This is a genomic window from Aeribacillus sp. FSL k6-2211 (assembly GCF_037966125.1).
GTDB lineage: Bacteria > Bacillota > Bacilli > Bacillales > Aeribacillaceae > Aeribacillus > Aeribacillus composti.
In genome coordinates, this window is the sequence record NZ_CP150190.1 from 2931059 (window position 1) to 2952843 (window position 21785).

Annotated in this window: 22 protein-coding genes and 1 other annotated feature; of the genes, 3 read left to right on the forward strand and 19 right to left on the reverse strand. The window is 39.6% G+C overall.

Going from position 1 to position 21785, the window contains the following annotated elements; all coding sequences use genetic code 11:
• Positions 1 to 45: 45 nt before the first annotated feature.
• The 11 genes from uvrC to zapA all read right to left on the reverse strand — a co-directional run bounded on the left by uvrC (position 46) and on the right by zapA (position 12342).
• Positions 46 to 1818, reverse strand: coding sequence for an excinuclease ABC subunit UvrC (uvrC, locus tag NSU19_RS14175; RefSeq protein ID WP_094246311.1), 1773 nt, complete (start codon positions 1816 to 1818; stop codon positions 46 to 48).
• A gap of 117 nt (positions 1819 to 1935) precedes the next feature.
• The gene (trxA, locus tag NSU19_RS14180) at positions 1936 to 2250 is read right to left on the reverse strand and encodes a thioredoxin (RefSeq protein WP_063387440.1); all 315 of its coding nucleotides are present in this window, start codon (positions 2248 to 2250) and stop codon (positions 1936 to 1938) included.
• Positions 2251 to 2432: 182 nt separating this feature from the next.
• Positions 2433 to 3413, reverse strand: a complete 981-nt coding sequence (locus NSU19_RS14185; RefSeq protein ID WP_063387439.1) for an electron transfer flavoprotein subunit alpha/FixB family protein — start codon at positions 3411 to 3413, stop codon at positions 2433 to 2435.
• 30 nt (positions 3414 to 3443) lie between these two features.
• Positions 3444 to 4217 carry an electron transfer flavoprotein subunit beta/FixA family protein gene (locus tag NSU19_RS14190; RefSeq protein ID WP_063387438.1) on the reverse strand — a complete coding sequence of 258 codons (774 nt, stop codon included), beginning with the start codon at positions 4215 to 4217 and terminating at the stop codon, positions 3444 to 3446.
• A 38-nt stretch (positions 4218 to 4255) separates the two neighbouring features.
• On the reverse strand, positions 4256 to 4846 hold the full coding sequence (locus tag NSU19_RS14195) for a TetR/AcrR family transcriptional regulator (protein WP_339197000.1): 591 nt from the start codon (positions 4844 to 4846) through the stop codon (positions 4256 to 4258).
• A gap of 120 nt (positions 4847 to 4966) precedes the next feature.
• Positions 4967 to 6643 (reverse strand): long-chain-fatty-acid--CoA ligase, encoded by a 1677-nt coding sequence (locus NSU19_RS14200; protein WP_094246314.1) that lies wholly within the window; start codon positions 6641 to 6643, stop codon positions 4967 to 4969.
• A 221-nt stretch (positions 6644 to 6864) separates the two neighbouring features.
• Complete coding sequence (locus NSU19_RS14205) at positions 6865 to 7275, reverse strand: DUF350 domain-containing protein (protein ID WP_063387435.1); 411 nt, start codon at positions 7273 to 7275, stop codon at positions 6865 to 6867.
• Positions 7276 to 7298: 23 nt separating this feature from the next.
• On the reverse strand, positions 7299 to 9659 hold the full coding sequence (locus NSU19_RS14210; protein WP_339197003.1) for an endonuclease MutS2: 2361 nt from the start codon (positions 9657 to 9659) through the stop codon (positions 7299 to 7301).
• A 29-nt stretch (positions 9660 to 9688) separates the two neighbouring features.
• Positions 9689 to 11407 (reverse strand): DNA polymerase/3'-5' exonuclease PolX, encoded by a 1719-nt coding sequence (gene polX, locus NSU19_RS14215; RefSeq protein WP_339197005.1) that lies wholly within the window; start codon positions 11405 to 11407, stop codon positions 9689 to 9691.
• A gap of 120 nt (positions 11408 to 11527) precedes the next feature.
• On the reverse strand, positions 11528 to 12076 hold the full coding sequence (locus tag NSU19_RS14220; protein ID WP_063387432.1) for a CvpA family protein: 549 nt from the start codon (positions 12074 to 12076) through the stop codon (positions 11528 to 11530).
• 8 nt (positions 12077 to 12084) lie between these two features.
• Positions 12085 to 12342 carry a cell division protein ZapA gene (gene zapA, locus NSU19_RS14225; protein WP_063387431.1) on the reverse strand — a complete coding sequence of 86 codons (258 nt, stop codon included), beginning with the start codon at positions 12340 to 12342 and terminating at the stop codon, positions 12085 to 12087.
• A gap of 196 nt (positions 12343 to 12538) precedes the next feature.
• On the opposite strand from zapA, the gene rnhC reads away from it, so the two are divergent.
• Complete coding sequence (gene rnhC, locus NSU19_RS14230) at positions 12539 to 13402, forward strand: ribonuclease HIII (protein WP_339197008.1); 864 nt, start codon at positions 12539 to 12541, stop codon at positions 13400 to 13402.
• A gap of 127 nt (positions 13403 to 13529) precedes the next feature.
• Here rnhC and pheT read toward each other — a convergent pair whose 3' ends face one another.
• The 3 genes from pheT to NSU19_RS14245 all read right to left on the reverse strand — a co-directional run bounded on the left by pheT (position 13530) and on the right by NSU19_RS14245 (position 18067).
• Entirely contained in the window at positions 13530 to 15941 is a 2412-nt protein-coding gene (gene pheT, locus NSU19_RS14235) for a phenylalanine--tRNA ligase subunit beta (RefSeq protein WP_339197011.1), read from the reverse strand.
• Positions 15942 to 15955: 14 nt separating this feature from the next.
• On the reverse strand, positions 15956 to 16990 hold the full coding sequence (pheS, locus tag NSU19_RS14240) for a phenylalanine--tRNA ligase subunit alpha (protein WP_063387428.1): 1035 nt from the start codon (positions 16988 to 16990) through the stop codon (positions 15956 to 15958).
• A 44-nt stretch (positions 16991 to 17034) separates the two neighbouring features.
• Positions 17035 to 17265, reverse strand: a binding site (T-box leader).
• Between the two features lie 49 nt (positions 17266 to 17314).
• Positions 17315 to 18067 (reverse strand): RNA methyltransferase, encoded by a 753-nt coding sequence (locus NSU19_RS14245; protein WP_144597654.1) that lies wholly within the window; start codon positions 18065 to 18067, stop codon positions 17315 to 17317.
• A 97-nt stretch (positions 18068 to 18164) separates the two neighbouring features.
• Here NSU19_RS14245 and sspI point away from each other — a divergent pair, with 97 nt between their 5' ends.
• Complete coding sequence (sspI, locus tag NSU19_RS14250; RefSeq protein WP_063387425.1) at positions 18165 to 18389, forward strand: small acid-soluble spore protein SspI; 225 nt, start codon at positions 18165 to 18167, stop codon at positions 18387 to 18389.
• A 14-nt stretch (positions 18390 to 18403) separates the two neighbouring features.
• On the opposite strand, the gene NSU19_RS14255 is transcribed toward sspI, so the two are convergent.
• Complete coding sequence (locus NSU19_RS14255; protein ID WP_063387424.1) at positions 18404 to 19489, reverse strand: M42 family metallopeptidase; 1086 nt, start codon at positions 19487 to 19489, stop codon at positions 18404 to 18406.
• 49 nt (positions 19490 to 19538) lie between these two features.
• Positions 19539 to 20027, reverse strand: coding sequence for a dUTP diphosphatase (locus NSU19_RS14260; protein WP_063387423.1), 489 nt, complete (start codon positions 20025 to 20027; stop codon positions 19539 to 19541).
• Positions 20028 to 20149: 122 nt separating this feature from the next.
• On the opposite strand from NSU19_RS14260, the gene NSU19_RS14265 reads away from it, so the two are divergent.
• A complete protein-coding gene (locus NSU19_RS14265) occupies positions 20150 to 20560 on the forward strand; it encodes a hypothetical protein (RefSeq protein WP_063387422.1) in 411 nt (136 codons plus the stop codon).
• Positions 20561 to 20837: 277 nt separating this feature from the next.
• On the opposite strand, the gene NSU19_RS14270 is transcribed toward NSU19_RS14265, so the two are convergent.
• From NSU19_RS14270 to rpmI, 3 genes are all read right to left on the reverse strand, one after another.
• On the reverse strand, positions 20838 to 21029 hold the full coding sequence (locus tag NSU19_RS14270) for a hypothetical protein (RefSeq protein WP_130156128.1): 192 nt from the start codon (positions 21027 to 21029) through the stop codon (positions 20838 to 20840).
• A gap of 148 nt (positions 21030 to 21177) precedes the next feature.
• Positions 21178 to 21537 (reverse strand): 50S ribosomal protein L20, encoded by a 360-nt coding sequence (gene rplT, locus NSU19_RS14275; protein ID WP_063387420.1) that lies wholly within the window; start codon positions 21535 to 21537, stop codon positions 21178 to 21180.
• Between the two features lie 34 nt (positions 21538 to 21571).
• Positions 21572 to 21772, reverse strand: coding sequence for a 50S ribosomal protein L35 (gene rpmI, locus NSU19_RS14280; RefSeq protein WP_063387419.1), 201 nt, complete (start codon positions 21770 to 21772; stop codon positions 21572 to 21574).
• Positions 21773 to 21785 lie beyond the last annotated feature (13 nt).

Below are 21785 nucleotides of genomic sequence, written 5' to 3' on the forward strand. Positions count from 1 at the left end.
AGTAGGAGGATTTAAAAGCTTCCTCCTATTTGTTTTATTACATCGCTATTCGCTGAAATATTGTAAAATGTTTTGTGCTGTTTTTTCAGGCATTCCTGCCTGTTTTAGCTCTTCAAGCGATGCCTTTTTAATATTTTCAACGGAACCGAACGATTTTAACAGTTGTTTTTTACGCTTAGGTCCTATGCCGGGGATTTCATCTAATACAGACTTAAACGTATTCTTTTGGCGGACTTGTCGATGAAACGTAATGGCAAAGCGGTGCACTTCATCTTGAATGCGCTGAAGCAAATAAAATTCTTGGCTGCTTCTTGACAATTGAACAGCAGCTTCCCGGTTGCCGAGAAGCAAATCGCTCGTTTTGTGCTTGTCATCTTTCACAAGCCCGGCAACAGGAACGTCAAGTCCCAGTTCGTTTTCTAATACATCCATAGCTGCTTGTACCTGTCCTTTTCCTCCATCAACAATAATAAGGTCCGGCAACGGCAGCTCCTCCTTCAGCACTCTAGTATATCGCCTGCGAATTACTTCCCTCATCGATTCATAATCATCAGGCCCGCTGACTGTTTTTATTTTAAACTTTCGATACTCTTTTCTCGCAGGTTTTCCATCTATGAAAACAACCATAGCCGAAACAGCGTCCGCGCCTTGAATATTGGAATTGTCAAAAGCTTCAATCCGATGTGGTGTAGGAATATTCAACTGCTTTCCTAAATTTTCAATTGCTTTGATCGTCCTTTCTTCATCTCGTTCAATGAGTGAAAACTTCTCTTTTAACGAAATTTTTGCATTTTGATAAGCTAGCTGTACGAGATCTTTCTTTTTTCCTTTCTTTGGTTTGCTGACCTGTACTTGTACTAAAGCTCGAACCATTTCCTCATTGACATCTTCCGGAATGACTATTTCTTTCGGAAGAAAATGGTCGTTCTTTGCGTAAAATTGACCAATAAATGTTAAAAATTCCTCCTCTGGCTCTTGGTACAGAGGGAAAATGGACACATCCCGTTCTATCAGTTTTCCTTGCCTGATAAAAAATACTTGGACGCACATCCATCCTTTATCGTAATAATAAGCAAATACATCGCGATCAATAAAATCATTGAGAACCATTTTTTGCTTTTCCATTGTTGCTTCGATATGCGCGATTTGGTCCCGATATTCTTTTGCCCTTTCAAATTCAAGATTTTCTGCACATTTCAGCATTTTTTCTGTTAATTCTTTTTTGATCTCCTTATATCCGCCATTTAAAAAACGGATGATGCTTTCCACCATTTGTTTGTTCGTTTCTTCGGAAACTTCGTGAACACAAGGCGCAAGACACTGGCCCATATGATAATAGATGCAAACCCGGTCTGGAAGCGAATTGCATTTTCTCAAAGGATACATGCGGTCAAGCAGCTTTTTTGTCTCTCTCGCAGCTTGGACGTTTGCATACGGTCCAAAGTATTTTCCCTTATCTTTTTTTACTTTTCGTGTGACGATCAGCCGCGGATGGCGCTCGGAAGTAATTTTAATATACGGATAGCTTTTATCATCTTTTAGATTGACATTGTATTTCGGTTCATGTTTTTTAATTAAATTCATTTCTAATAGAAGCGCCTCAATATTCGAGGATGTTACGATATATTCAAAATCGGCAATTTCTTGAACGAGTCTTAACGTTTTTCCGTCATGTGATCCAGTAAAGTAGGAACGAACCCGGTTTTTCAATACTTTTGCCTTTCCAACATAAATGACGGTTCCGTTTTTGTCCTTCATTAAATAACAGCCAGGCTTATTCGGAAGAAGCGAAAGTTTTTCTTTTAAATGCTCATACATCGGTAAAACACTCCAACTTATTCTAATCTGTGCTGGATTTATTCAGCCGTTTTCATTTAAAAGCAAGAAGGCGCTCCAAAAGGTAACTTTCGTGAGCGCCTCTTTTTATATTTTATATTACAAATGTTTGTTAAGCAATTGCGCTAAAGCTTCTTTCGGCTGGTAACCGATCGCTTTATCCACTGCTTCACCATTTTTAAAGACGATTAACGTCGGAATGCTCATGACTCCGTATTGACCGGCAGTTTCTTGATTTTCATCCACGTTAAGCTTAACAATTTTTACTTTGTCACCAAGTTCTTGATCCAATTCTTCAAGGACTGGGGCAATCATTTTACATGGACCGCACCAAGGCGCCCAGAAATCTGCCAATACTACACCCTCGCTTGTTTCTTGGGAAAAATTCTGGTCAGTAACGTTTACAATTGCCATCTTAATTCCTCCTAATTCACTTTTTCTATGTGAAGTATACCATGTTCTTTCGCTTGAAGCGAATGTTTTGATCTGCAACTATTTTTTCATATTTTTTGTATTTTATGTACGTCGTGACCCGTCTCCACTTATACTAGGAGGAATGGATTTGTTCAAAAAAATACGAGTCCATTCAGGACACGTTAAGAGGAATGGATTTTTAATTTTTTAAATTCTTCCGTAAGCATTGGCACAACTTCAAATAAATCTCCGACAATACCGTAGTCTGCGACGTTGAAAATGTTCGCTTCCGGATCTTTATTGATTGCAACAATTACTTTAGAATTCGACATTCCCGCTAAATGCTGAATGGCTCCAGAAATTCCGCAGGCAATATATAAATCCGGTGTAACGACTTTTCCCGTTTGTCCGATTTGCAGCGAGTAGTCACAATAGTTTGCATCACAGGCACCGCGTGACGCCCCTACTGCTCCTCCGAGCACAGATGCCAATTCTTTTAGCGGTTCAAACCCTTCTGCACTTTTTACCCCTCTCCCTCCGGCAACGATCACCTTTGCTTCAGATAAGTCAACGCCTTCCGCTGCATTTTGGACAACCTCACGCACGATCGTGCGCAGATCTTTTATTTCTACCGATATGGAAGCAACTTCTCCGCTCCTTGATTCATTTTTTTCGAGAGGTGGAATATTGTTCGGACGAACGGTCGCAAAAATAATCCCATCCGTAATGATTTTTTTCTCAAAAGCTTTTCCTGAATAGATCGGTCTTGTGAAAACAACGTTACCGCCCACTATTTCTACAGCGGTAGCATCAGAAATAAGACCTGCGTTTAATTTAGCCGCTATTTTTGGAGATAAATCTTTGCCTAATGCCGTATGTCCGAAAATAATAGCGTCAGGCTTTTCACTGTCAATGATCGCCATGACAGCTTGTGAATACCCGTCCGGACTATAATATTTCAATTTTTCATCTTCCACGATGACAACCCTATCCGCTCCATAATAAATCATGTCATTTGCAAGCGTTCTAACGTTCTCTCCAATTAATCCGGCGACCACCTCTCCGCCTTCGGATATTATCTTGCCGGCTGCAAGCGCTTCAAATGATACGTTCCTTAAAAATTGATCCCTTATTTCTCCCAATACGAACACTTTTCGAGCCATTTTTTCATCCCCCTGCTATATTCGTCTCCACTAAATAACTTTTGCTTCTGATCTCAATAAAGAAACAAGTTCCTTCACTTGATCCTGCAGTTCCCCTTGCAATATTTTTCCTGCTTCTTTTTTAGGCGGCAAATAAATTTCTAACGTTTTTGTTTTCGGCATGACATCTTCTTCTTCAAGATCTAAATCATCGAGCTCCAACTCTTCAAGCGGTTTTTTCTTTGCCTTCATAATTCCCGGCAAAGACGGGTATCTCGGTTCGTTTAAACCTTGTTGGGCAGTTACTAAAAGAGGGAGTGTTGTTTCAATGATTTCCGAATCCCCTTCAACATCTCTCACAATTTTCACGTTTTTTCCATCTATTTCAATATTTGTGATCGTTGTGACATACGGAATGTCAAGAAGCTCCGCCAAACGGGGGCCTACTTGGCCAGATCCTCCGTCAATGGCAACGTTTCCAGCTAATATAATGTCCGCTTCTTTATCCTTCAAAAATTCATATAGAATTTTTGCTGTTGTAAATTGATCTCCATCTTCCAAATCTTCCTCAATATTTATTAAGACAGCTTTATCGCATCCCATCGCAAGAGCCGTTCTCAGCTCTTTTTCGCTTTCTTCTGATCCTACTGTAACAACAGTTACTTCTCCGCCATGAGCCTCCTTAAGCTGCAGCGCTTCTTCAATGGCATATTCATCATAAGGGTTTATGATGAATTCTGCATCATCCTCGGAGATTGATCCATTTTCAATTAAAATTTTTTCTTCTGTGTCAAAAGTTCTTTTCATAAGGACAAAAATATTCACCTTTCCCATCCCCTTTTTAAAAATTGATCATTCTCTTTTTATGAATGATTGCTTTTAAATCCGTTGATTAACAGCTCAGGAATTTTTTCTGCAATTGTGAGGAGATCGTATTTTTGATCTTTCATTACCCACGTTGTCGCCGTTTCGTCCATCGTCCCAAAAATCATTTGTCTTGCCAGCCTTAAATCCAAATCTTGTCGAAACTCTCCCGTTTTTTTTCCGAATTCGATCACTTCGTCTATTACTTTCAAATATTCTTTAAAAATTTCATTTATGCGCCGGCGCAATTCTTTGTTTACTTGCCGCAATTCCAATTGAAGAACCACTGCCAAATTCCGATCATGAACTAGCATTTGAAAATGCTTTTCGATCAGCGCAAACAATTTTTCTGCAGCAGTCTGCTTTGCATCAATGCTTTTTTTCACTTCAGCGATATGATTCATCAATCTTTCTCGAAAAAGGGAGATTAAAATATCCTCCTTGTTTTTAAAATACAAATAAATCGTTCCATCTGCTACGCCCGCCTGTTTGGCAATTTTCGAAACCTGAGCGGAATGATAGCCGTTCTCCGCAATGACGACAATAGCTGCATCAATGATTTGTTTATATTTTGCCTTTTTTTCTTTCAACGTGTATCTTCCCTTCAAAATGAATGAATGATCATTCATTTATATGATATTTAGATTAAGCCTTTTTGTCAAGCATTGAGGGAAGTTTTTATTCTCGTTCAAAACCGATAGATGTCCGTTTTATATTTTTCTTTCTTCCTCTACTAGTTTTCTTCTTAAAATTTTTCCTACTGCTGTTTTCGGAAGCTCGTCGCGAAATTCGTATTTTTTCGGCACTTTATACGGGGCAAGATGTTTTCGGGCGAATTGGTCAAGCTCTTGCTCCGTAAGCTGTGCTCCTCCCTTTGGTACAACATAAGCTTTCACGGTCTCGCCTCTGTAAGGATCCGGAACACCTGCAACGACAACCTCTTTAACCTTTTCATTAGCATACAACACTTCTTCTATCTCGCGGGGATAAATATTGTACCCGCCAGCAATAATCATATCTTTTTTACGATCGACAATATAAAAGAATCCGTCTTCATCCATATAGCCGATATCTCCTGTAAAAAGCCATCCGTCTTTGAAAACCGCTTCCGTTTCCTCTCGGTTGTTCCAGTAGCCTTTCATCACCTGCGGTCCTTTTACAATAAGCTCGCCGAATTCGTTGACATCTGCAAATCCTTCTTTTTCAGCCGAATAAATGGCTGCATGCGTATTGGGCCAAGGGATGCCAATGCTTCCCTTTTTCTTGACATCTGAATAAAATAAGTTTGCATGCGTAACGGGAGAAGCTTCCGAGAGTCCATATCCTTCAACAAGCTTCCCGCCTGTTTCTTTTTCAAAGCGCTCCTGAATTTCTACCGGAAGAGGAGCCGAACCGCTGATACAATATTTAACCGAGGACAAGTCGTATTTTCGCAAATCTTTATGATTTAAAAGAGCGACATAAATCGTTGGCACTCCTGGAAAAAGCGTTGGCTTTTCTTTTTCAATCGCTTTCAAAATTTCGGTTGAATCAAATTTGGGGATTAAAATCATTTTAAAACCTTCCATGATCGATAAATTCATTACAGTCGTCATGCCATATACGTGAAAAAAAGGCAAAACTCCTAGTATGGACTCTTCTCCTTTCCTGCATTTATACATCCAGGCAGCACACATTTTCGTATTGGAAATTAAGTTTTCATGCGTCAACATCACCCCTTTAGGCGTCCCTGTCGTCCCTCCTGTATATTGCAAAAGGGCAATATCTTCTTTCGGATCAATATTTACTGTCAATTCTTTAGCAGGCGATGTTTTTAAGATCTCTGTCCATACATGAACACCATTTGCTGCGTTTACCTTTATTAAAAGATTTTGCTCCTTCTTTTGAATGAGCGGGTATAGAAGATTTTTTGGGAAAGGCAAATACTCTTGGATCTTTGTTATTATGATATGTTTGATATTTGTGAGAGATTTCAATTTCGAGGCTTTTGGATAGAAAAGATCTAATGTAATGAGATGTGTAGCACTGCTGTCATTCAACTGGTACTCCAGCTCTGATTCTGTATAAAGAGGGTTCAATTGAACGACTATTCCGCCTGCCTCCAGAACTGCATAATAAGCAATAACTGCCTGTGGACAATTTGGAAGCATAATCGCTGCCCGATCCCCTTTTTCAAACCCTGTTTGCTCCAAATAATTAGCCAATTGAAGCATCTGTTCGTATAGCTTGCGGTACGTAATGTTCTTTCCAAGAAATGAAACGGCTGTATGATTCGGAAACTGATTAGCCGTATCTTGAAAATATTTGGAAAGCGGCTTATTCTCCCAAGAGATATTATGCGGAATTTCCGAGGGATAAAAATTGAGCCAAGGTTTTTGACATTCCATTTATCTCCTCTCCTTTGAAAAATAATGATGATTTTATTTCATTATATCAAAATAAAATTCAGAAATATAATTATTTTTAGAATTTTAAATAGGAAAAAGCGGAGACCTTTTCTTTTCTCCGCTTTTTCAAGCAAAAAACACCATATAAATAATACCGATCGCAATAAACAGACCGCACAAACCAAATAAAATTTTAGCCAGCGTTTCCATGTTCCCCTCTCCTAATTTGTAATTCCTGCTCCGATTACAAAGGACAAGCCTATGGATATGACCATTGAGATAAAGCCAACTGCACGGTTATCCTTTTGAATTTCATCATCAATATTAAATTTAGGAGTCAGAAATTCAAAAATAAAATATCCGATTAAGAGCAAGGCAAATCCGTAAAAGCCCCAGCCAATCATTTCAAAAAGACCGTCATGCTGTTCAATTGAGAATCGGAAAACGTTTGAAATCCCGAAAATTTTGCCGCCTGTTGCCATTGCAACAGCCACATTGCCTTTTTGGATTTCTTCCCAGTTTTTATATTTCGTCACCAATTCAAAAATGACTAAAAATAAAACCCCGCACAATATGACAACACTATAATTAGCAGCAGTTTGAACATATACGTTTTCCCAAAACAGATTCATGTTTACTCTCCTTAAAGAAAAGTTTATTTGAACTCCACAATCGTAACACCTGTTCCGCCTTCATTTGCTTCACCGAAACGGACGTTTTTAACAGCGCGGTGGTTTTGCAAAAATTCCCGCACCCCTTTTCTTAAAGCGCCCGTCCCTTTGCCATGAATAATGTGCGCCCGCGGATATCCTGCGAGAAGACAATCGTCAATATATTTTTCAAGACGGATGAGCGCATCTTCATATCGCTCTCCCCGCAAATCAAGTTCTAATGAAACATGAAAATCCTTCCCTTTTACTGTTGCGAGCGTTTTTTCTCCCTCTTGTTTCGGGCTGCCAATATATTCAAGATCTTCTTCTTTTACTTTCATTTTCAATATTCCAATTTGTACAAGCCATTCACTTTCATTTGCTTTTTCAAGCAGATGTCCTTTTTGATTTAAGTTGATCACTTTTACCTCATCGCCGGGGCGCAGCTGCTTTTTGCTTTTTTGTTTTTCAGATTTTTGTTCAGTATTTATAAATTCAGGCGCTGCATATTCAAGCCGCTTTTTTGCTTCTATTAATTCATGCTCTTTAATAGCTGAACTGTGCTCTTTTTGCATGTTTTTCAATTTTTGAATAATCTGATCTGCTTCTTTTTGCGCTTCTTCCAGCCTTTTTTTCACCATTTCCTCAGCTTCTTGATATAGGCGGTCTTTCTGCTTATTAAATTCAATGATTTGTTCTTGTAGTTCTTTATGAAGTTTTTCTGCTTCTTTCAGCGTTTTTTCAGCTTCCATCCAATCCTCTTCAGCACGTTTTTTGCTTTCCTCAAGGGAGGCAATCATTGCATCCGTTTTGGATCTGTCAGCGCTCATGAACGATTTGGCGCGCTCAATAATTTCTTTGCTCAATCCAAGCCTTTTTGATATTTCAAACGCATTACTTCGGCCAGGTACACCGATCAACAATTTATACGTCGGCGATAATGTGTCGACATCAAACTCAACGCTTGCATTGATCACGCCCTTACGGTTAAATCCGTATGCTTTCAATTCGGGATAGTGGGTGGTTGCAACAACTTGCGCTCCTCTGTTTAAAGCTTCATCCAAAATTGCAATGGCTAGAGCAGCACCTTCTCCAGGATCTGTACCTGCCCCAAGTTCATCAAGTAGTACGAGTGAGCGATCATTAAGTTCCTGTAAAATTTTGACGATGTTCACCATATGAGAAGAAAATGTACTCAAATTTTGTTCAATTGACTGTTCATCCCCAATATCTGCGTAAACTGCCTCAAATACCGGCATTGTAGATCCTTCTTCAGCAGGGATTTGCAGACCTGATTGCGCCATTAGTGCGAGCAGTCCAATTGTCTTCAGCGTCACCGTCTTACCGCCGGTGTTTGGACCGGTAATGACAATCGATTGAAAATCTTCCCCAAGTTCAATTGTATTTGGCACAACGGTTTCAGGGTCAATAAGAGGATGGCGGGCTTTATATAGCTTCATAATGCCACGATCATTTATATTTGGCTTTGTAGCCTTTAATTTTTTAGCATACAATGCCTTGGCAAACATAAAATCGATTTCACCCATTACAGTGATATTATGAATGATTCCCTTGCTTATGTCAGCAACCATTTTCGACAATTCCGTTAAGATCCGTTCAATTTCGCGCCTTTCCTTAATCCGCGCTTCATTTAAAGAGTTGTTCGCTTCTACGATAGCCTGCGGCTCAATAAACAGAGTTGCTCCTGAGGAAGATTGATCATGGACGATTCCTCCGTAAACTCCTCTATATTCTTGTTTGACAGGAATGCAATAGCGGTCATTTCGAATCGTAATAATGGCATCCGAAAGATTTTTTTGTGCAGATGGGGAGCGAATGATCGATTCCAGCTTTTCGCGAATACGAGCCTCCAGTGTACGGATTTGACCTCTTATCGCTTTTAATTTATCGCTCGCATCATCAACAATTTCCCCGTCATCGCGTATGCAACGTTGAATTTCTTTTTCTTCTTTTAAATAAATTCCGATTTCGCTGACCAATTGTTCTAAATGAGGAAGTGAAACCTCCTCTTCTTGAGTCAACTTTTCAATAAATTGCTTCATTTGTCTTGAAGCATATAACACGGCAGAAACAGCCACAAGCTCTTGCGGACCTAAAGTTCCGCCTATTTGCGCACGCTTTACGCTCGGCCGTATGTCGCTTAATCCTCCGAAAGGGGCAGAGCCTTTCAATCGGAGCACTGTTAGTGCTTCATCTGTCTGCTCCTGCCTCTTCAGTACTTCGTTGATGTCTCCTGATGGCATAAGCTTTAACGCTTTCTCTTTTCCTAAAGAAGAAGAAGCATGCTCTTTCAGCTGTTCCCTTATTTTATTAAATTCCAAAACATGTAACACTCGTTCCTGCAACTTCTCAAAACCTCCTGACAGTTGAATGGTCAGTCTTTCCTTTTTAAAAATTGCTTTAATTGTTCTACATCCCACGTATTCACAACGTCATCCGGCTGAATGAAAGCTTTCCGCGCATACGCAACCCCTATCTCCATATGTTCTAGCATGTTTATGCTGTGGGCATCTGTATTAATCACAACCTTTACACCGTATTCCTTCGCTTTCTTCAAATGTTCTACACATAAGTCAAGCCTGTTCGGATTTGCGTTCAATTCTAAAATAGTATCTGTTTCCTTTGCAAGTTCTAAAAGCATTTCTATATCAACATCGTATCCTTCTCTTCGCCCAATTAACCTTCCAGTCGGATGAGCGATAATATCAACATGGTTATTATATAGGGCTGCTTTCAGCCTTTTCATAATTACACTCTGCGGCTGGGAAAAGTTCGAATGGATCGATGCAATAACTATATCTAGCTCTTTTAGACAATCGTCGTCATAATCAAGTGTACCGTCCGGCAAAATATCCATCTCGATTCCTCTGAAAATCGTAAAATCAGAATATTGTTCATTCAACATGTCAATTTCTTCTTTTTGTTCTTTCAGCTGCTCAGGAGTCAAGCCGTTGGCTACTTTTAAAAATTGCGAGTGATCTGTAATCGCGATGTACTTGTAGCCTTTTCTTTTAGCAGCCTCAGCCATTTCCTTGATTGAATGAGCGCCGTCGCTCCATGTTGAATGCATATGGAGATCTCCCTTTATTTCCTCGAGCGAAATAAGATTTCCTTTGTATTTTTCCACTTCCTCCCCATCTTCCCGAACCTCTGGCGGAATGTAGGGAAGCTGAAAGTGTGCATACAGCTCTTTTTCTGACTCAAATGTGAGCACTTCTCCGGTTTCTATTATTTCTACGCCGTATTCGCTTATTTTTTCTCCTCTTTCCTTCGCTAGCTGGCGCATTTTTACATTATGCTCTTTTGAGCCTGTAAAATGGTGCAAAGCCGAAATGAATTCCTTTGGGTGCACGATGCGAAAATCGACCTGAACCTTGACATCAAACTTGAGTTCAATCGATATTTTCGTATCGCCTTTCGCAATGATTTCAGTTATATTCGGCATTGTTAAAATGTAATCTCGCACAGCTTCTTTATTTTCCGCCGCAATAATAAAGTCAAGGTCTTTTATCGTTTCTTTCATTCTTCTTAAGCTTCCTGCGCGAGAAAAGCGAACTATTCCGTTTTTCTGTCCTTTTTCTAAAAATTTCTCTATTTTTTCTGCAATCGGCAGCATATAAGCAAGAGGCAGTCGGCCCGGTTTTTTATTCATTTCATCGATCGCAGCCAATATTTTTTCTTCCGTTACTTTTCCAAAACCTTGTAAACTTTGCACTTTATGTTCTTCACAAGCTTTTTTTAAAGAATCGATGTCCACAACACCTAAATCCTTGTACAATTTTGCAATCTTCTTTCCGCCCAGCCCTGGCAATTGAAGAAGAGGGATTAACCCTTCAGGAACTTCCTTTTGCAAGGTTTGCAGCGTTTTTGACTCGCCGGTTTTTATGAATTCTTCGATGACTGCACTCGTTCCTTTCCCAATCCCACTGATTAAAGTAAAATCGTGGATGTCTGATAGGCTTCTCGCATCCCTTTCAAGGGCATTGGCAGCTTTATAAAACGCGGAGATTTTAAAAGGGTTTTCGCCTTTTAACTCCATATATACCGCAATTTTCTTTAACAGGCTGACAACATCCTTTTTGTGAACCGTCATGTTTTACGTCACCTCTTGAATCTTAAACAATATAAAAATCACCTGCTATTGAACTATTTAATAGAAACAGAGAAGGACGATGGGGGTCTAAATAAAGATGTTTCCATCGTCCCTTTACGTCTAGCTTCCTTTACCGAAATAGCCGATCCAAAGATCGTGAATTTTATCAGATAAGACAGGGGTATGATTGACAATTAAATCAGCCAGCAGCGATTTATCGATAAGATTTTGAATTTGCTCGGCTGGAATGAGCGCTGCCAAAAAAAGCAGAATGAATAAAATGAGGTAAGTTTCCGCAAAACCTAAAACCGCACCCAGCAAGCGGTTGATTTGCTTAAGTATTGGAAGCATCGCAACAAAATCAAACATAGATCCGATGATGTGAAGCGCTATTTTTGATCCGATAAACAAAAGCACGAATGCAACTCCGCGATAGTAAGCTTCCTCCAAATGGCCCCCTGTCAATATAGATAGAGCAGCATTTGAATCTCCTATATTTGGATACGGTACCCATAATTCCAGTTTAGGAGCAAGATCGTCAAAATATGTTCTGGCAATTATGAAAGACACTATAACACTTGATAAATAAACTACTTGGAGAATAAATCCCCTTTTAAGGCCAGTGAGCAATCCGAATACTAAGAAAAATAAAATGATCAAGTCAAGCATTTTAAATTTCAATCCTTTTCTTGAAGTTGCTTTTCTAGTTCTTCAAATTTCTCCTTTAATTTGAGATAATCATGAACAGCATTAACCGCAGTTAGTACTGCCAGCTTGTTTAAATCTAGAGATGGGTTTTTTTGACTGATTTCCCGCATTTTTTCGTCAACAATTGAAGCGACAAGCTTCATATGATTTACGCTCTCATTTCCAACAATCGAATACTGCTGTCCATATATATAAACAGTCGCTTTATTTTTAGGTTGATCAGACAAAGCGAATCCTCCATCCTCTATGAAAAAATATCGCAAAATGATTCAAAATCCTAATCATAATCATAACATGTTTGTCGAAAAGATGGAAAGAAGAACAAAAGAAAGGGTACAATAATATAGCATCCATTTTAGGAAAGCGAGGCGTTTTTTATTGTCCAATATCGTCATAAAAGTTGATCATGGGGGAATTCAAACTTTGAAAGATTTTTATAATCCTTTCATTATAGACAGAACCCCTCCAGGTGCCGTCTTTTCTGCCAAATTGACAAACTGTACGATCACTGCTTACAAGTCGGGAAAAGTGCTTTTTCAAGGATCTGCCGCTCAGCAGGAAGCAAACAGATGGGAAAAAACAGCAAAAACAGCCCCTTCTCAAACAGAGAATGAGCTTCAACAGCTTCAACAGATGTCAGTCATCGGCTCTGATGAAGCAGGAACGGGGGATTATTTTGGACCGATCACGGTTGCTGCAGTATTTGTCCCTAAAGAAAAAAGAAAACTGGTTCAGCAGCTTGGAGTAAAAGATTCAAAGGCTTTGACAGACAAACAAGTTTTTTCAATCGCCAACACTTTAATAGAGAAAGTTCCGTACAGCCTCTTAATTTTGCGCAATGAAAAATACAATCAATTGCAAAAATCTGGAATGAACCAAGGGAAATTGAAAGCTATCCTTCATAATCAAGCGATCCATCATTTACTCAAGAAAATTTCTCCTGATAAACCAGAAGCTGTGTTGATCGATCAGTTTGCAGAGCCGAATGTTTACTTTCAATATCTTAAAGACCGGGATGTTCCGTTTAAAGACATAATCATCTTTAAACCGAAGGCGGAGCATATACACATATCTGTCGCTGCAGCATCCATTATCGCAAGATATGCTTTTTTAAAAGAATTAAACAGCTTATCCAACGCAGCCGGATTTTATTTGCCAAAAGGAGCCAGCCATACTGTTGATGAAGCTGCTGCCAAATTAATAAAGGAAAAAGGGAAAAACACACTTGGCAAAATGGCAAAGCTTCATTTTGCCAACACCGAAAAAGCTTTGAATCTATTGAATTGAAATGACGAATCCGGAAATCTTATTTTCTGAGGTTAGCAGGACCAATTTATGATTTCAATAAAAATGAAGGTGCTATCTGCACCTTCATTTGTTAGCTGGAATTATTTTAGGGATTTATCGTCCTGCGTTAGCTGCGAAGAACTGCTGAAAATTTTTCCTCTACCGCCTTAATTACTTTTTCATGAGCTTTTGCTGCTTCCTCATCCGTCAATGTTCGTTCAGGATCGTAGTAGCGGAGTGAAAATGCGATCGATTTTTTCCCTGCTCCCAAACGTTCTCCTTCATACACATCGAAAATGGAAATCTCTTTTAACAGTTTTCCGCCCGCTTCCCGGATCGTTTCTTGAAGCTCGCCAGCATGCACATGCTGATCAACGACTAAGGCGATATCCCTTGTAATGGATGGGAACCTTGGAATCGGCGTATATATGACTGGCTTAGCTTCATATTGAATGAGATCGGCTAGCTTCAGCTCAAAAACATATGTTTCATCTAAATCATACTCTTTTTCAACTTCCGGATTTAATTCGCCGACAAATCCGATGAATGATCCGTTTAAATAAATATCTGCCGTTCTGCCGGGATGCAGCCCTTCACGTTTTGCCTGTTTATACTCAATTTCATCCAACAGTCCAAGCAGATCAAATAAACCGTCTAAAATTCCTTTCACAACATAAAAATCAACTTTTGTTTTTTCCCCTTGCCATGGGTGATAAACGTAGTGACCCGTCATGACGCCTGATAAACGTTCTTTTTCCAAAGGCTTTTCTAAAGCATCGTCCGAAATGAAAACAGAACCAATTTCATAAAGATGAATATCATCGATTTGCCGCGCTTTATTATATTTTACGGACTCAAGCAAATGAGGAAGCAGGCTTAAACGCAAAACACTCCGCTCTTCACTCATCGGCAATGCTAATTGAGTAAAGCTTGACGTCTCCAGCGTAAATTGTCCCGCCTTTTCTTTGCTCGTTAACGAATATGTGATCGCTTGATAAAGCCCGGCGCCTTCCAAAAATCTTCGCACTTTTCTTCTTTTCAATTGATAGTCTGTTAATGCTCCGGATGTTGAAGATCCTGCAGGCAATGTTGACGGAATATAGTCATATCCGTAAAGGCGGGCTACTTCTTCAATTAAATCTTCTTCAATCGCAATATCGCCTCTTCTTGTCGGAACGGTTACTGTAAAAAGACCGTTTTCTTCAACGGTTTCAAATTGCAAGCGGTCAAAAATTTCTTTTATTTCATCTACTGCAATGTTTGTCCCTAAAACGTTGTTAATTTTCTCAGCGGAAATGGTGATCACTTTTTTCTCGATTGAAAAATCATGAAATTCTGCTTCACCTTCTAAAACAGTTCCGGAGGCGTATTTTGCGATCAATTGTGCTGCCCGCTCTGCTGCAGCTTTTACCCTGTTCGGGTCAACCCCCTTTTCAAATCTCAAGCTCGCTTCACTTCTAAGTCCGAAATCCTTCGACGCTTTTCGGACAACACTGCCTTTAAAATAGGCGGCCTCAAGCAAAACGGTCGTCGTATCGTCTCTTACTTCAGAATCGGCCCCTCCCATTACACCAGCTAATGCAACAGGTACTTTGCCATTTGTGATCACAAGGTGATCGCTTGTAAGCTTTCGTTCTTGATCATCAAGGGTCACGATCGTCTCTCCGTCATGTGCGCGGCGAACGAGTATTTCCTTTGATCCGAACCGGTCATAGTCAAACGCATGAAGCGGCTGGCCGTATTCTAATAAACAATAGTTTGTAATATCGACGACGTTGTTATGCGGTCTGATTCCGGCTTTTATTAAGCGCATTTGCATCCATAAAGGGGAAGGGGCAATTTTGACATTTTTAATAATTTTGGCTACATAGAATGGATTATCTTCTTTTGCTTCAACATTCACAGTAATATAATCAGTTGCTTTTTCTTCGGCAGCCTCATAATGAACTTCCGGCTTTCGAACCTCTTTCTTTAAAATTGCTGCAACTTCATAGGCAACACCGATCATGCTTAAACAGTCAGAACGGTTTGGTGTAAGACCTAATTCAAGTACATAATCGTCCATAAACAGCTGTTCAATCGCATTTTTTCCAACTTCAGCATCACTAGGGAAAACAAAAATGCCGTCAGAAAACTCTTTTGGGACAAGCTTTCCTTCAATGCCCAGCTCTTGCAAAGAACAAATCATACCGTTAGATTCTTCACCGCGCAGCTTTGCCCGTTTAATTTTGAAATTGCCCGGCAAAACCGCACCAACTTTGGCTACCGGCACTTTTTGCCCTTTTTCAACGTTTTGGGCGCCGCATATAATTTGCACTGGTTCTCCTTCTCCGATGTCAACTAAACATTTGCTTAATTTTTCTGCATTTGGATGCTGTTCTTTTTCAAGCACCTGTCCAACTACAACATCTTTTATTCCTTCATTAACAGCTTGAACATTTTCAACTTCAATGCCGCTCTTCGTTATTTTTTCAGCCAGCTCCTCAGGGGAAATGTCTAGATCGACATATTCAGAGAGCCATTTGTATGAAACGAACATGAGAAAACCTCCTTTTAAGCTTGTTTAAACTGTTTCAAAAAACGCACATCGTTTGTATAAAAATGACGAATATCATCAATTCCATATTTCAACATGGCAATCCGTTCCGGTCCCATTCCAAATGCAAAACCACGGTATTTTTTCGAATCGAATCCCGCCATTTCCAAAACGTTTGGATGAACCATCCCTGCTCCTAAAATTTCAATCCAGCCTGTTCCTTTGCATACATGACAGCCTTTCATGGAGCATTTAAAACAGGATACATCGACTTCCACCGACGGTTCAGTAAACGGGAAAAAGCTCGGACGCAGACGAATTTGCCTGTCTTCACCGAACAGTTTTTTCGCAAACACTTCGAGCGTTCCTTTTAAATCGCTCATGCGAATGTTTTCATCCACAACGAGCCCTTCAATTTGCGTAAATTGATGGGAGTGCGTTGCATCATCTGTATCACGTCTGTATACTTTCCCTGGACAAATGATTTTTACAGGACCTTTCCCTTTATATTTTTCTAACGTTCTCGCCTGAACTGGAGATGTGTGTGTGCGCAGCAAAATTTCATCAGTTATGTAAAAGGAATCTTGCATATCCCTTGCCGGATGGCCTTTCGGCAAATTGAGCGCTTCAAAATTGTAATAATCTGTTTCAACTTCTGGACCTTCCTCTACTGTGTATCCCATGCCGATAAACAAATCTTCAATTTCTTCAATGACCGCTTGGAGAGGATGATGGTTTCCTGTTCGAACCGGTCTGCCTGGAAGGGTAACGTCAATCGTTTCTTGCTGTAATTTTTTCTCGATTTCTGCTTTTTCGAGTTGTTCTTGCTTACTTGTTATTTCCCCGGCAATCACTTCCCGAATTTCATTTGCTAACGCACCTATTTTCGGCCGTTCTTCTTTCGAAAGCTTTCCCATTCCGCGAAGAACTTCGGTAATCGGTCCTTTTTTTCCAAGATATTGAACGCGAATATTTTGCAATTGTTTTAAATCCGTTGCTTCCCGTACCTTTTGCAACGCTTCATCGCGAAGCTTTGTTAATTCTTCCTGCATGTAAATTCCTCCTTTTTTAAAATAAATAAAAAAACCCATCCCAAAAAAGGGACGAGTTGAATTTCGCGGTACCACCCTTATTAACAAAGAAAGAATCTTTGTTCACTTCATTATCATAACGGCACAGCCGGAGCGCCTTTACATGCTTCCGCATGGTCCTGGCGTCAACTCTGGAGGTGAATTCGTTTGCCTCTACCATAAAAATGCTTCCAGTCTACGGCATTTTCTCCCTAAATGGCGACCTGCAAACTACTCTTCTCCGTCATCGTTATTCCTTTATTCAATTGCTTTTAATTATAAAAAAAAGAAATTAAAGGCGCAACACTATTTGCGAAGATGGTACATGAAAATAGCTGAAGCAACGGCAACATTTAATGACTCCGCTTTTCCATAAATCGGAATGTGTAAATTTTGATCCGTCATATCCAGCAGCTCTTTTGAGACCCCATTTCCCTCATTTCCTACAAGGAGGGCAAATGTTTCAGATGGAGGGATCTCTTTATAGAAAACAGCATTTTTTGTTGAAGTTCCAAATACAGGAATTTTCTCTTCCTTCAATTTGTTTATAATCTGTTTTAATGACGAATTGACCACAGGCAAATGAAAAATTGATCCTTGTGTCGCCCGGATCGTTTTACTATTGTACAAATCAACCGTCCCGTCACCTAAAATCACAACATCCATTCCAGCCGCATCTGCAGTACGAATGATCGTACCGAGATTTCCTGGGTCTTGAACCGCATCTATTAACAGCCATTTTTTGGCGTTCAAATCGATTTCCCACCTAAGCTGCTTACAAACAGCCATGACACCTTGCGGGGAATCCGTTTCAGACAGAAGCGAAAACACCTCTTTGGAAACAATCGTTGTCGGAATAGTACCTTCGAAAAAATGATTTGGCAGCTTCGCTCCGTCTAAAACAATTAACTCTTGAACAATTGATTTGTATTTGAGAGCTTCCTCGATTAAATGCAAGCCTTCAATTAAAAACAGCCCGCGCTCTTCCCGTTTTTTTCTTGATTGCAGCTTTTTCCATTCTTTTACTCTTTCATTTTTAGTTGACGCAATCCGTTTCAATGATGGTGTCTCCTTCAACTGATAGTTCATTTCATATACATATTATAGAAAACAAAAGAAAAAATAAAGAAGAATGAAGAAAAACGAGGTGAAGGATATGAATTTTGATTTGCGCAATGCAGTCATTGCCAACATATCGCAAAATTCAAAAGACGAGCTGAGAGAAACGATCGTTGATGCCATCAATAGCAAGGAAGAAAAAATGCTTCCAGGGTTAGGCGTGTTATTTGAAATTATCTGGAACCATTCAAGTCAGCGTGATCAGCAGGAAATGGTTGAAACACTTGAACAAGGATTAAAAGAGACTGGAGCTGGGAAATAACCAGCTCCTGCTTTTTAGTTGTACGTAATGTTTTCAACCGTTTTTTTGTCGAGGCGTTTAATGACTTCTGTCAATAATTGAACCGTATGTTCAAAGTCTTCGCGATGAATCATCGCAGCGTGTGTATGAATGTAGCGCGTTGCAATCGTAATGGAAAGCGTTGGAACACCATTTCCTGTTAAATGAATCGATCCGGAGTCTGTACCGCCACCCGGCATAGCATCATACTGATATGGAATGCCGCATTCTTCAGCGACCCCTACGACAAAATCGCGAAGCCCTTTATGGGAGACCATAGAAGCATCATATAAAATAATTTGCGGACCTTTCCCCATTTTTCCCATCGCTTCTTTTTCGGAAATGCCTGGAGTGTCGCCGGCTATTCCGACGTCTACGCCGAAAGCAATATCAGGCTCAATATAATGGGCTGATGTGCGGGCTCCTCTTAATCCTACTTCCTCCTGAACGGTTCCTACACCGTAAACGACGTTCGGATGGTTTACCCCTTTCAGCTTTTTCAAAACTTCGATCGCTATTGCACAACCGATGCGGTTATCCCAAGCTTTCGCCAAAAGGATTTTATCATTTTTCATAACGGTGAACTCAAAATAAGGCACAATTTGGTCGCCGGGACGAACACCAAATTCCATCGCTTCTTCTCGGCTGCTGGCGCCAATATCAATAAACATGTCTTTGATCTCTACAGGCTTTTTTCGTGCTTCTGCCGGCAAAATATGCGGCGGCTTGGAACCGATGATGCCGGTCACATCTCCTTTTTGGGTGACAATCGTCACTCTTTGTGCGAGCATAACTTGATTCCACCAGCCACCAACAGGCTGAAAGCGAATGAACCCTTTATCATCAATTTGCGTAACCATAAAGCCGACCTCATCAAGATGGCCCGCGATCATAATTTTGGGTCCGCCTGATTCTCCTTCTTTTTTGGCAATTAAACTGCCGAGTCCATCCGTTTGGATATCATCCGCATAATCTTTTATGTACCCTCTCATTACTTCTCTGACTTCCCGTTCATTGCCGGCGATGCCTTTCGCGTCTGTTAAATCTTTTAACATTTTCAATGTTTCATCCCATTTCTCCACACTGAAACCTCCTTTAATTTATATTCTTCATTTTTCCCAAACGGAATTGTTAATATCCTTGATTTTGTCTAGCATGATTGACTTCATTTTTCGCCATGTATGCTGAAATAATATCTTCCTCTGAAAAGCCCAGCGCAGAGCCGAGTGTAACATAGTCGTTAAATAAATCGATATACGCTTGGACAGACAAATATTCACTGAATTTTGCCGTTTTTTGATAAACGTTTAAAAAAAGATCGGTCAGGCTTTTATCGATTTTTCTTGCTTTCATTTCCGGCAGTTTTTCAATATACAATTCATGGCCGATCGACAATAAAAAATGAAGGCCGTCTACATACTCTTCCAAAATAACCTCTCTGTCGGAAGGCGGCTTAACGCTCCAAAATTTAAAGCAGCGCGTTTCATTAGCCAATTCGCCAATTTCGACAAGCAAGGCTAAAACTTTTCTCTCGATCAGCCTTTCTTCCTCCAAACCGTGTTTCTTTTCAATTTTTTCATCCAATTCTTTTTGCATTTTATATAACTGTTCAAAATCCATTTTCTCAACCCCTAAAATATATCTAAAAAAATTATAGCAAATGTGATCATTAATGAAACCCCTTCAATTCCTTTTTCGTAATGTATATGTATGAATATGACCTTCGGGGAGGTTTAAAGTAAATGATTGTCATCCTTCTTCGTCTTTTCATAATTGCTGCGATTATTTTCCTAATTTATTCATTCATTAAATATTTATTGAACCCGAAGCGAAAGTTAGAATTGGCTCATGAGCAAAAAAAATTTTTCTTTCTTGATGATAAAGAAAATGTCCACAAAAATTTTTTGTTAACGCATAAAGGAGTTTTATTTGAAGGGGAAAAATATTTAGGCACGACTGAAACTTCTTTTGAAGTTATCTCCGTTTTTATTTGGACATCTACTCCAAATAAGTTAAGGGGGTTTACAAAAGAAGATTTTCAATTTATAGAATCGAAAATAAAAGAAGCATATCCTTACGCCAAAATCGACTGGAAAAGTCCAATTAAAGAGTTTTTGAATCGGAACGAATCGGAATTCCCGACACTATCTTAAGACAGTAAAAAAGAATGAGCAGCTTGACATTCTCGTTCAAAATTGACAGTGTTAAAAGACTATGCGGTCCATGACTGGACGATCATGGTGTCGCTTTTTTGATCAATCTATGCAATATTTCTGATTTAAAAAGAAAATAAGCATTCTGAAGGCAGTTCCCATTGCGGGAGCTGCTGTTAGCTTCCATTTCTATTTTTATCCCATTACCTTTTCTCTTCCTCTATGAAATTTTGTAAAACAGCTCGGTAATTGATTATAATTTTTCGAAGTCTCCTTTTTAATTGGGTTTGGTCACTTTCATTATAAAACAGAGTGCTTCGTAAATGCTTTTTTCATTTTGATGATATTCTTGATCCCAACATTTAGTATAGAACCTAAATTTTTTGCATCGGCCTAAAAAACCCTTGAACTTTTGACTTTTTTCACTGTTGAGAAACGTAAAGCCATAATCGTTTACCTTTTCAGCCATATAAAAATCCCCTCCAAATAGAAGTGCAGCATCCGCGAGTCATTGCGCAGATTTTTTACACGTCTACTTAAAGGGGATCAATAATGTGCTGTTCAATTATGTCCAGCCCAAAGGGCAATGTACGTTTATAGGTGGCTTGCTTTTTCGATTACTTATTTAATTCAGCTTTAGCTGTTTCGGCGAGTTGTGCAAATCCTTTTTCATCATTTACTGCTAAGTCAGCAAGCATTTTTCTGTTTACTTCAATGCCAGCAAGCTTTAAACCGTGCATGAACCGGTTGTAGGAAAGACCGTGAATGCGCGCAGCAGCATTGATTCTCGTAATCCAAAGCTTACGGAAATCGCGTTTTCTTTGGCGACGGTCACGGTATGCATACATTAAAGATTTCATTACTTGCTGGTTAGCAACTTTATATAAACGATGCTTCGAACCGTAATAACCTTTTGCAAGCTTAATAATTTTTTTGCGGCGTCTGCGTGTCACTGTACCGCCTTTAACACGTGCCATAATGCATTCCCTCCTAAAAAATCGAAGTTAAAAATTATTTTATATTGTCAAGCATTTGATGAATACGTTTAAAGTCACCTTTGCTTACTAATGCTGGTTTGCGAAGTTTGCGTTTTTGCTTTTGAGTTTTGTTAGCGAATAAATGACTAGTAAATGCATGAGACCGTTTCAAATTTCCGTTCCCAGTTTTTTTAAATCTTTTCGCAGAGCCGCGATGAGTTTTCATTTTAGGCATAAAAGGATCCTCC

Coding starts and splice junctions, on each gene's coding strand:
- uvrC (WP_094246311.1), bottom strand. CDS start 1,818: ATGTATGAGCATTTAAAAGAAAAACTTTCGCTTCTTCCGAATAAGCCT.
- trxA (WP_063387440.1), bottom strand. CDS start 2,250: ATGGCAATTGTAAACGTTACTGACCAGAATTTTTCCCAAGAAACAAGC.
- NSU19_RS14185 (WP_063387439.1), bottom strand. CDS start 3,413: ATGGCTCGAAAAGTGTTCGTATTGGGAGAAATAAGGGATCAATTTTTA.
- NSU19_RS14200 (WP_094246314.1), bottom strand. CDS start 6,643: ATGGAATGTCAAAAACCTTGGCTCAATTTTTATCCCTCGGAAATTCCG.
- NSU19_RS14205 (WP_063387435.1), bottom strand. CDS start 7,275: ATGAATCTGTTTTGGGAAAACGTATATGTTCAAACTGCTGCTAATTAT.
- polX (WP_339197005.1), bottom strand. CDS start 11,407: ATGACGGTTCACAAAAAGGATGTTGTCAGCCTGTTAAAGAAAATTGCG.
- NSU19_RS14220 (WP_063387432.1), bottom strand. CDS start 12,076: ATGCTTGACTTGATCATTTTATTTTTCTTAGTATTCGGATTGCTCACT.
- pheT (WP_339197011.1), bottom strand. CDS start 15,941: ATGTTCGTTTCATACAAATGGCTCTCTGAATATGTCGATCTAGACATT.
- pheS (WP_063387428.1), bottom strand. CDS start 16,990: ATGCAGGAAGAATTAACAAAGCTTCGCGATGAAGCGTTGCAAAAGGTA.
- sspI (WP_063387425.1), top strand. CDS start 18,165: ATGAATTTTGATTTGCGCAATGCAGTCATTGCCAACATATCGCAAAAT.
- NSU19_RS14260 (WP_063387423.1), bottom strand. CDS start 20,027: ATGGATTTTGAACAGTTATATAAAATGCAAAAAGAATTGGATGAAAAA.
- NSU19_RS14265 (WP_063387422.1), top strand. CDS start 20,150: ATGATTGTCATCCTTCTTCGTCTTTTCATAATTGCTGCGATTATTTTC.
- NSU19_RS14270 (WP_130156128.1), bottom strand. CDS start 21,029: ATGGCTGAAAAGGTAAACGATTATGGCTTTACGTTTCTCAACAGTGAA.
- rplT (WP_063387420.1), bottom strand. CDS start 21,537: ATGGCACGTGTTAAAGGCGGTACAGTGACACGCAGACGCCGCAAAAAA.
- rpmI (WP_063387419.1), bottom strand. CDS start 21,772: ATGCCTAAAATGAAAACTCATCGCGGCTCTGCGAAAAGATTTAAAAAA.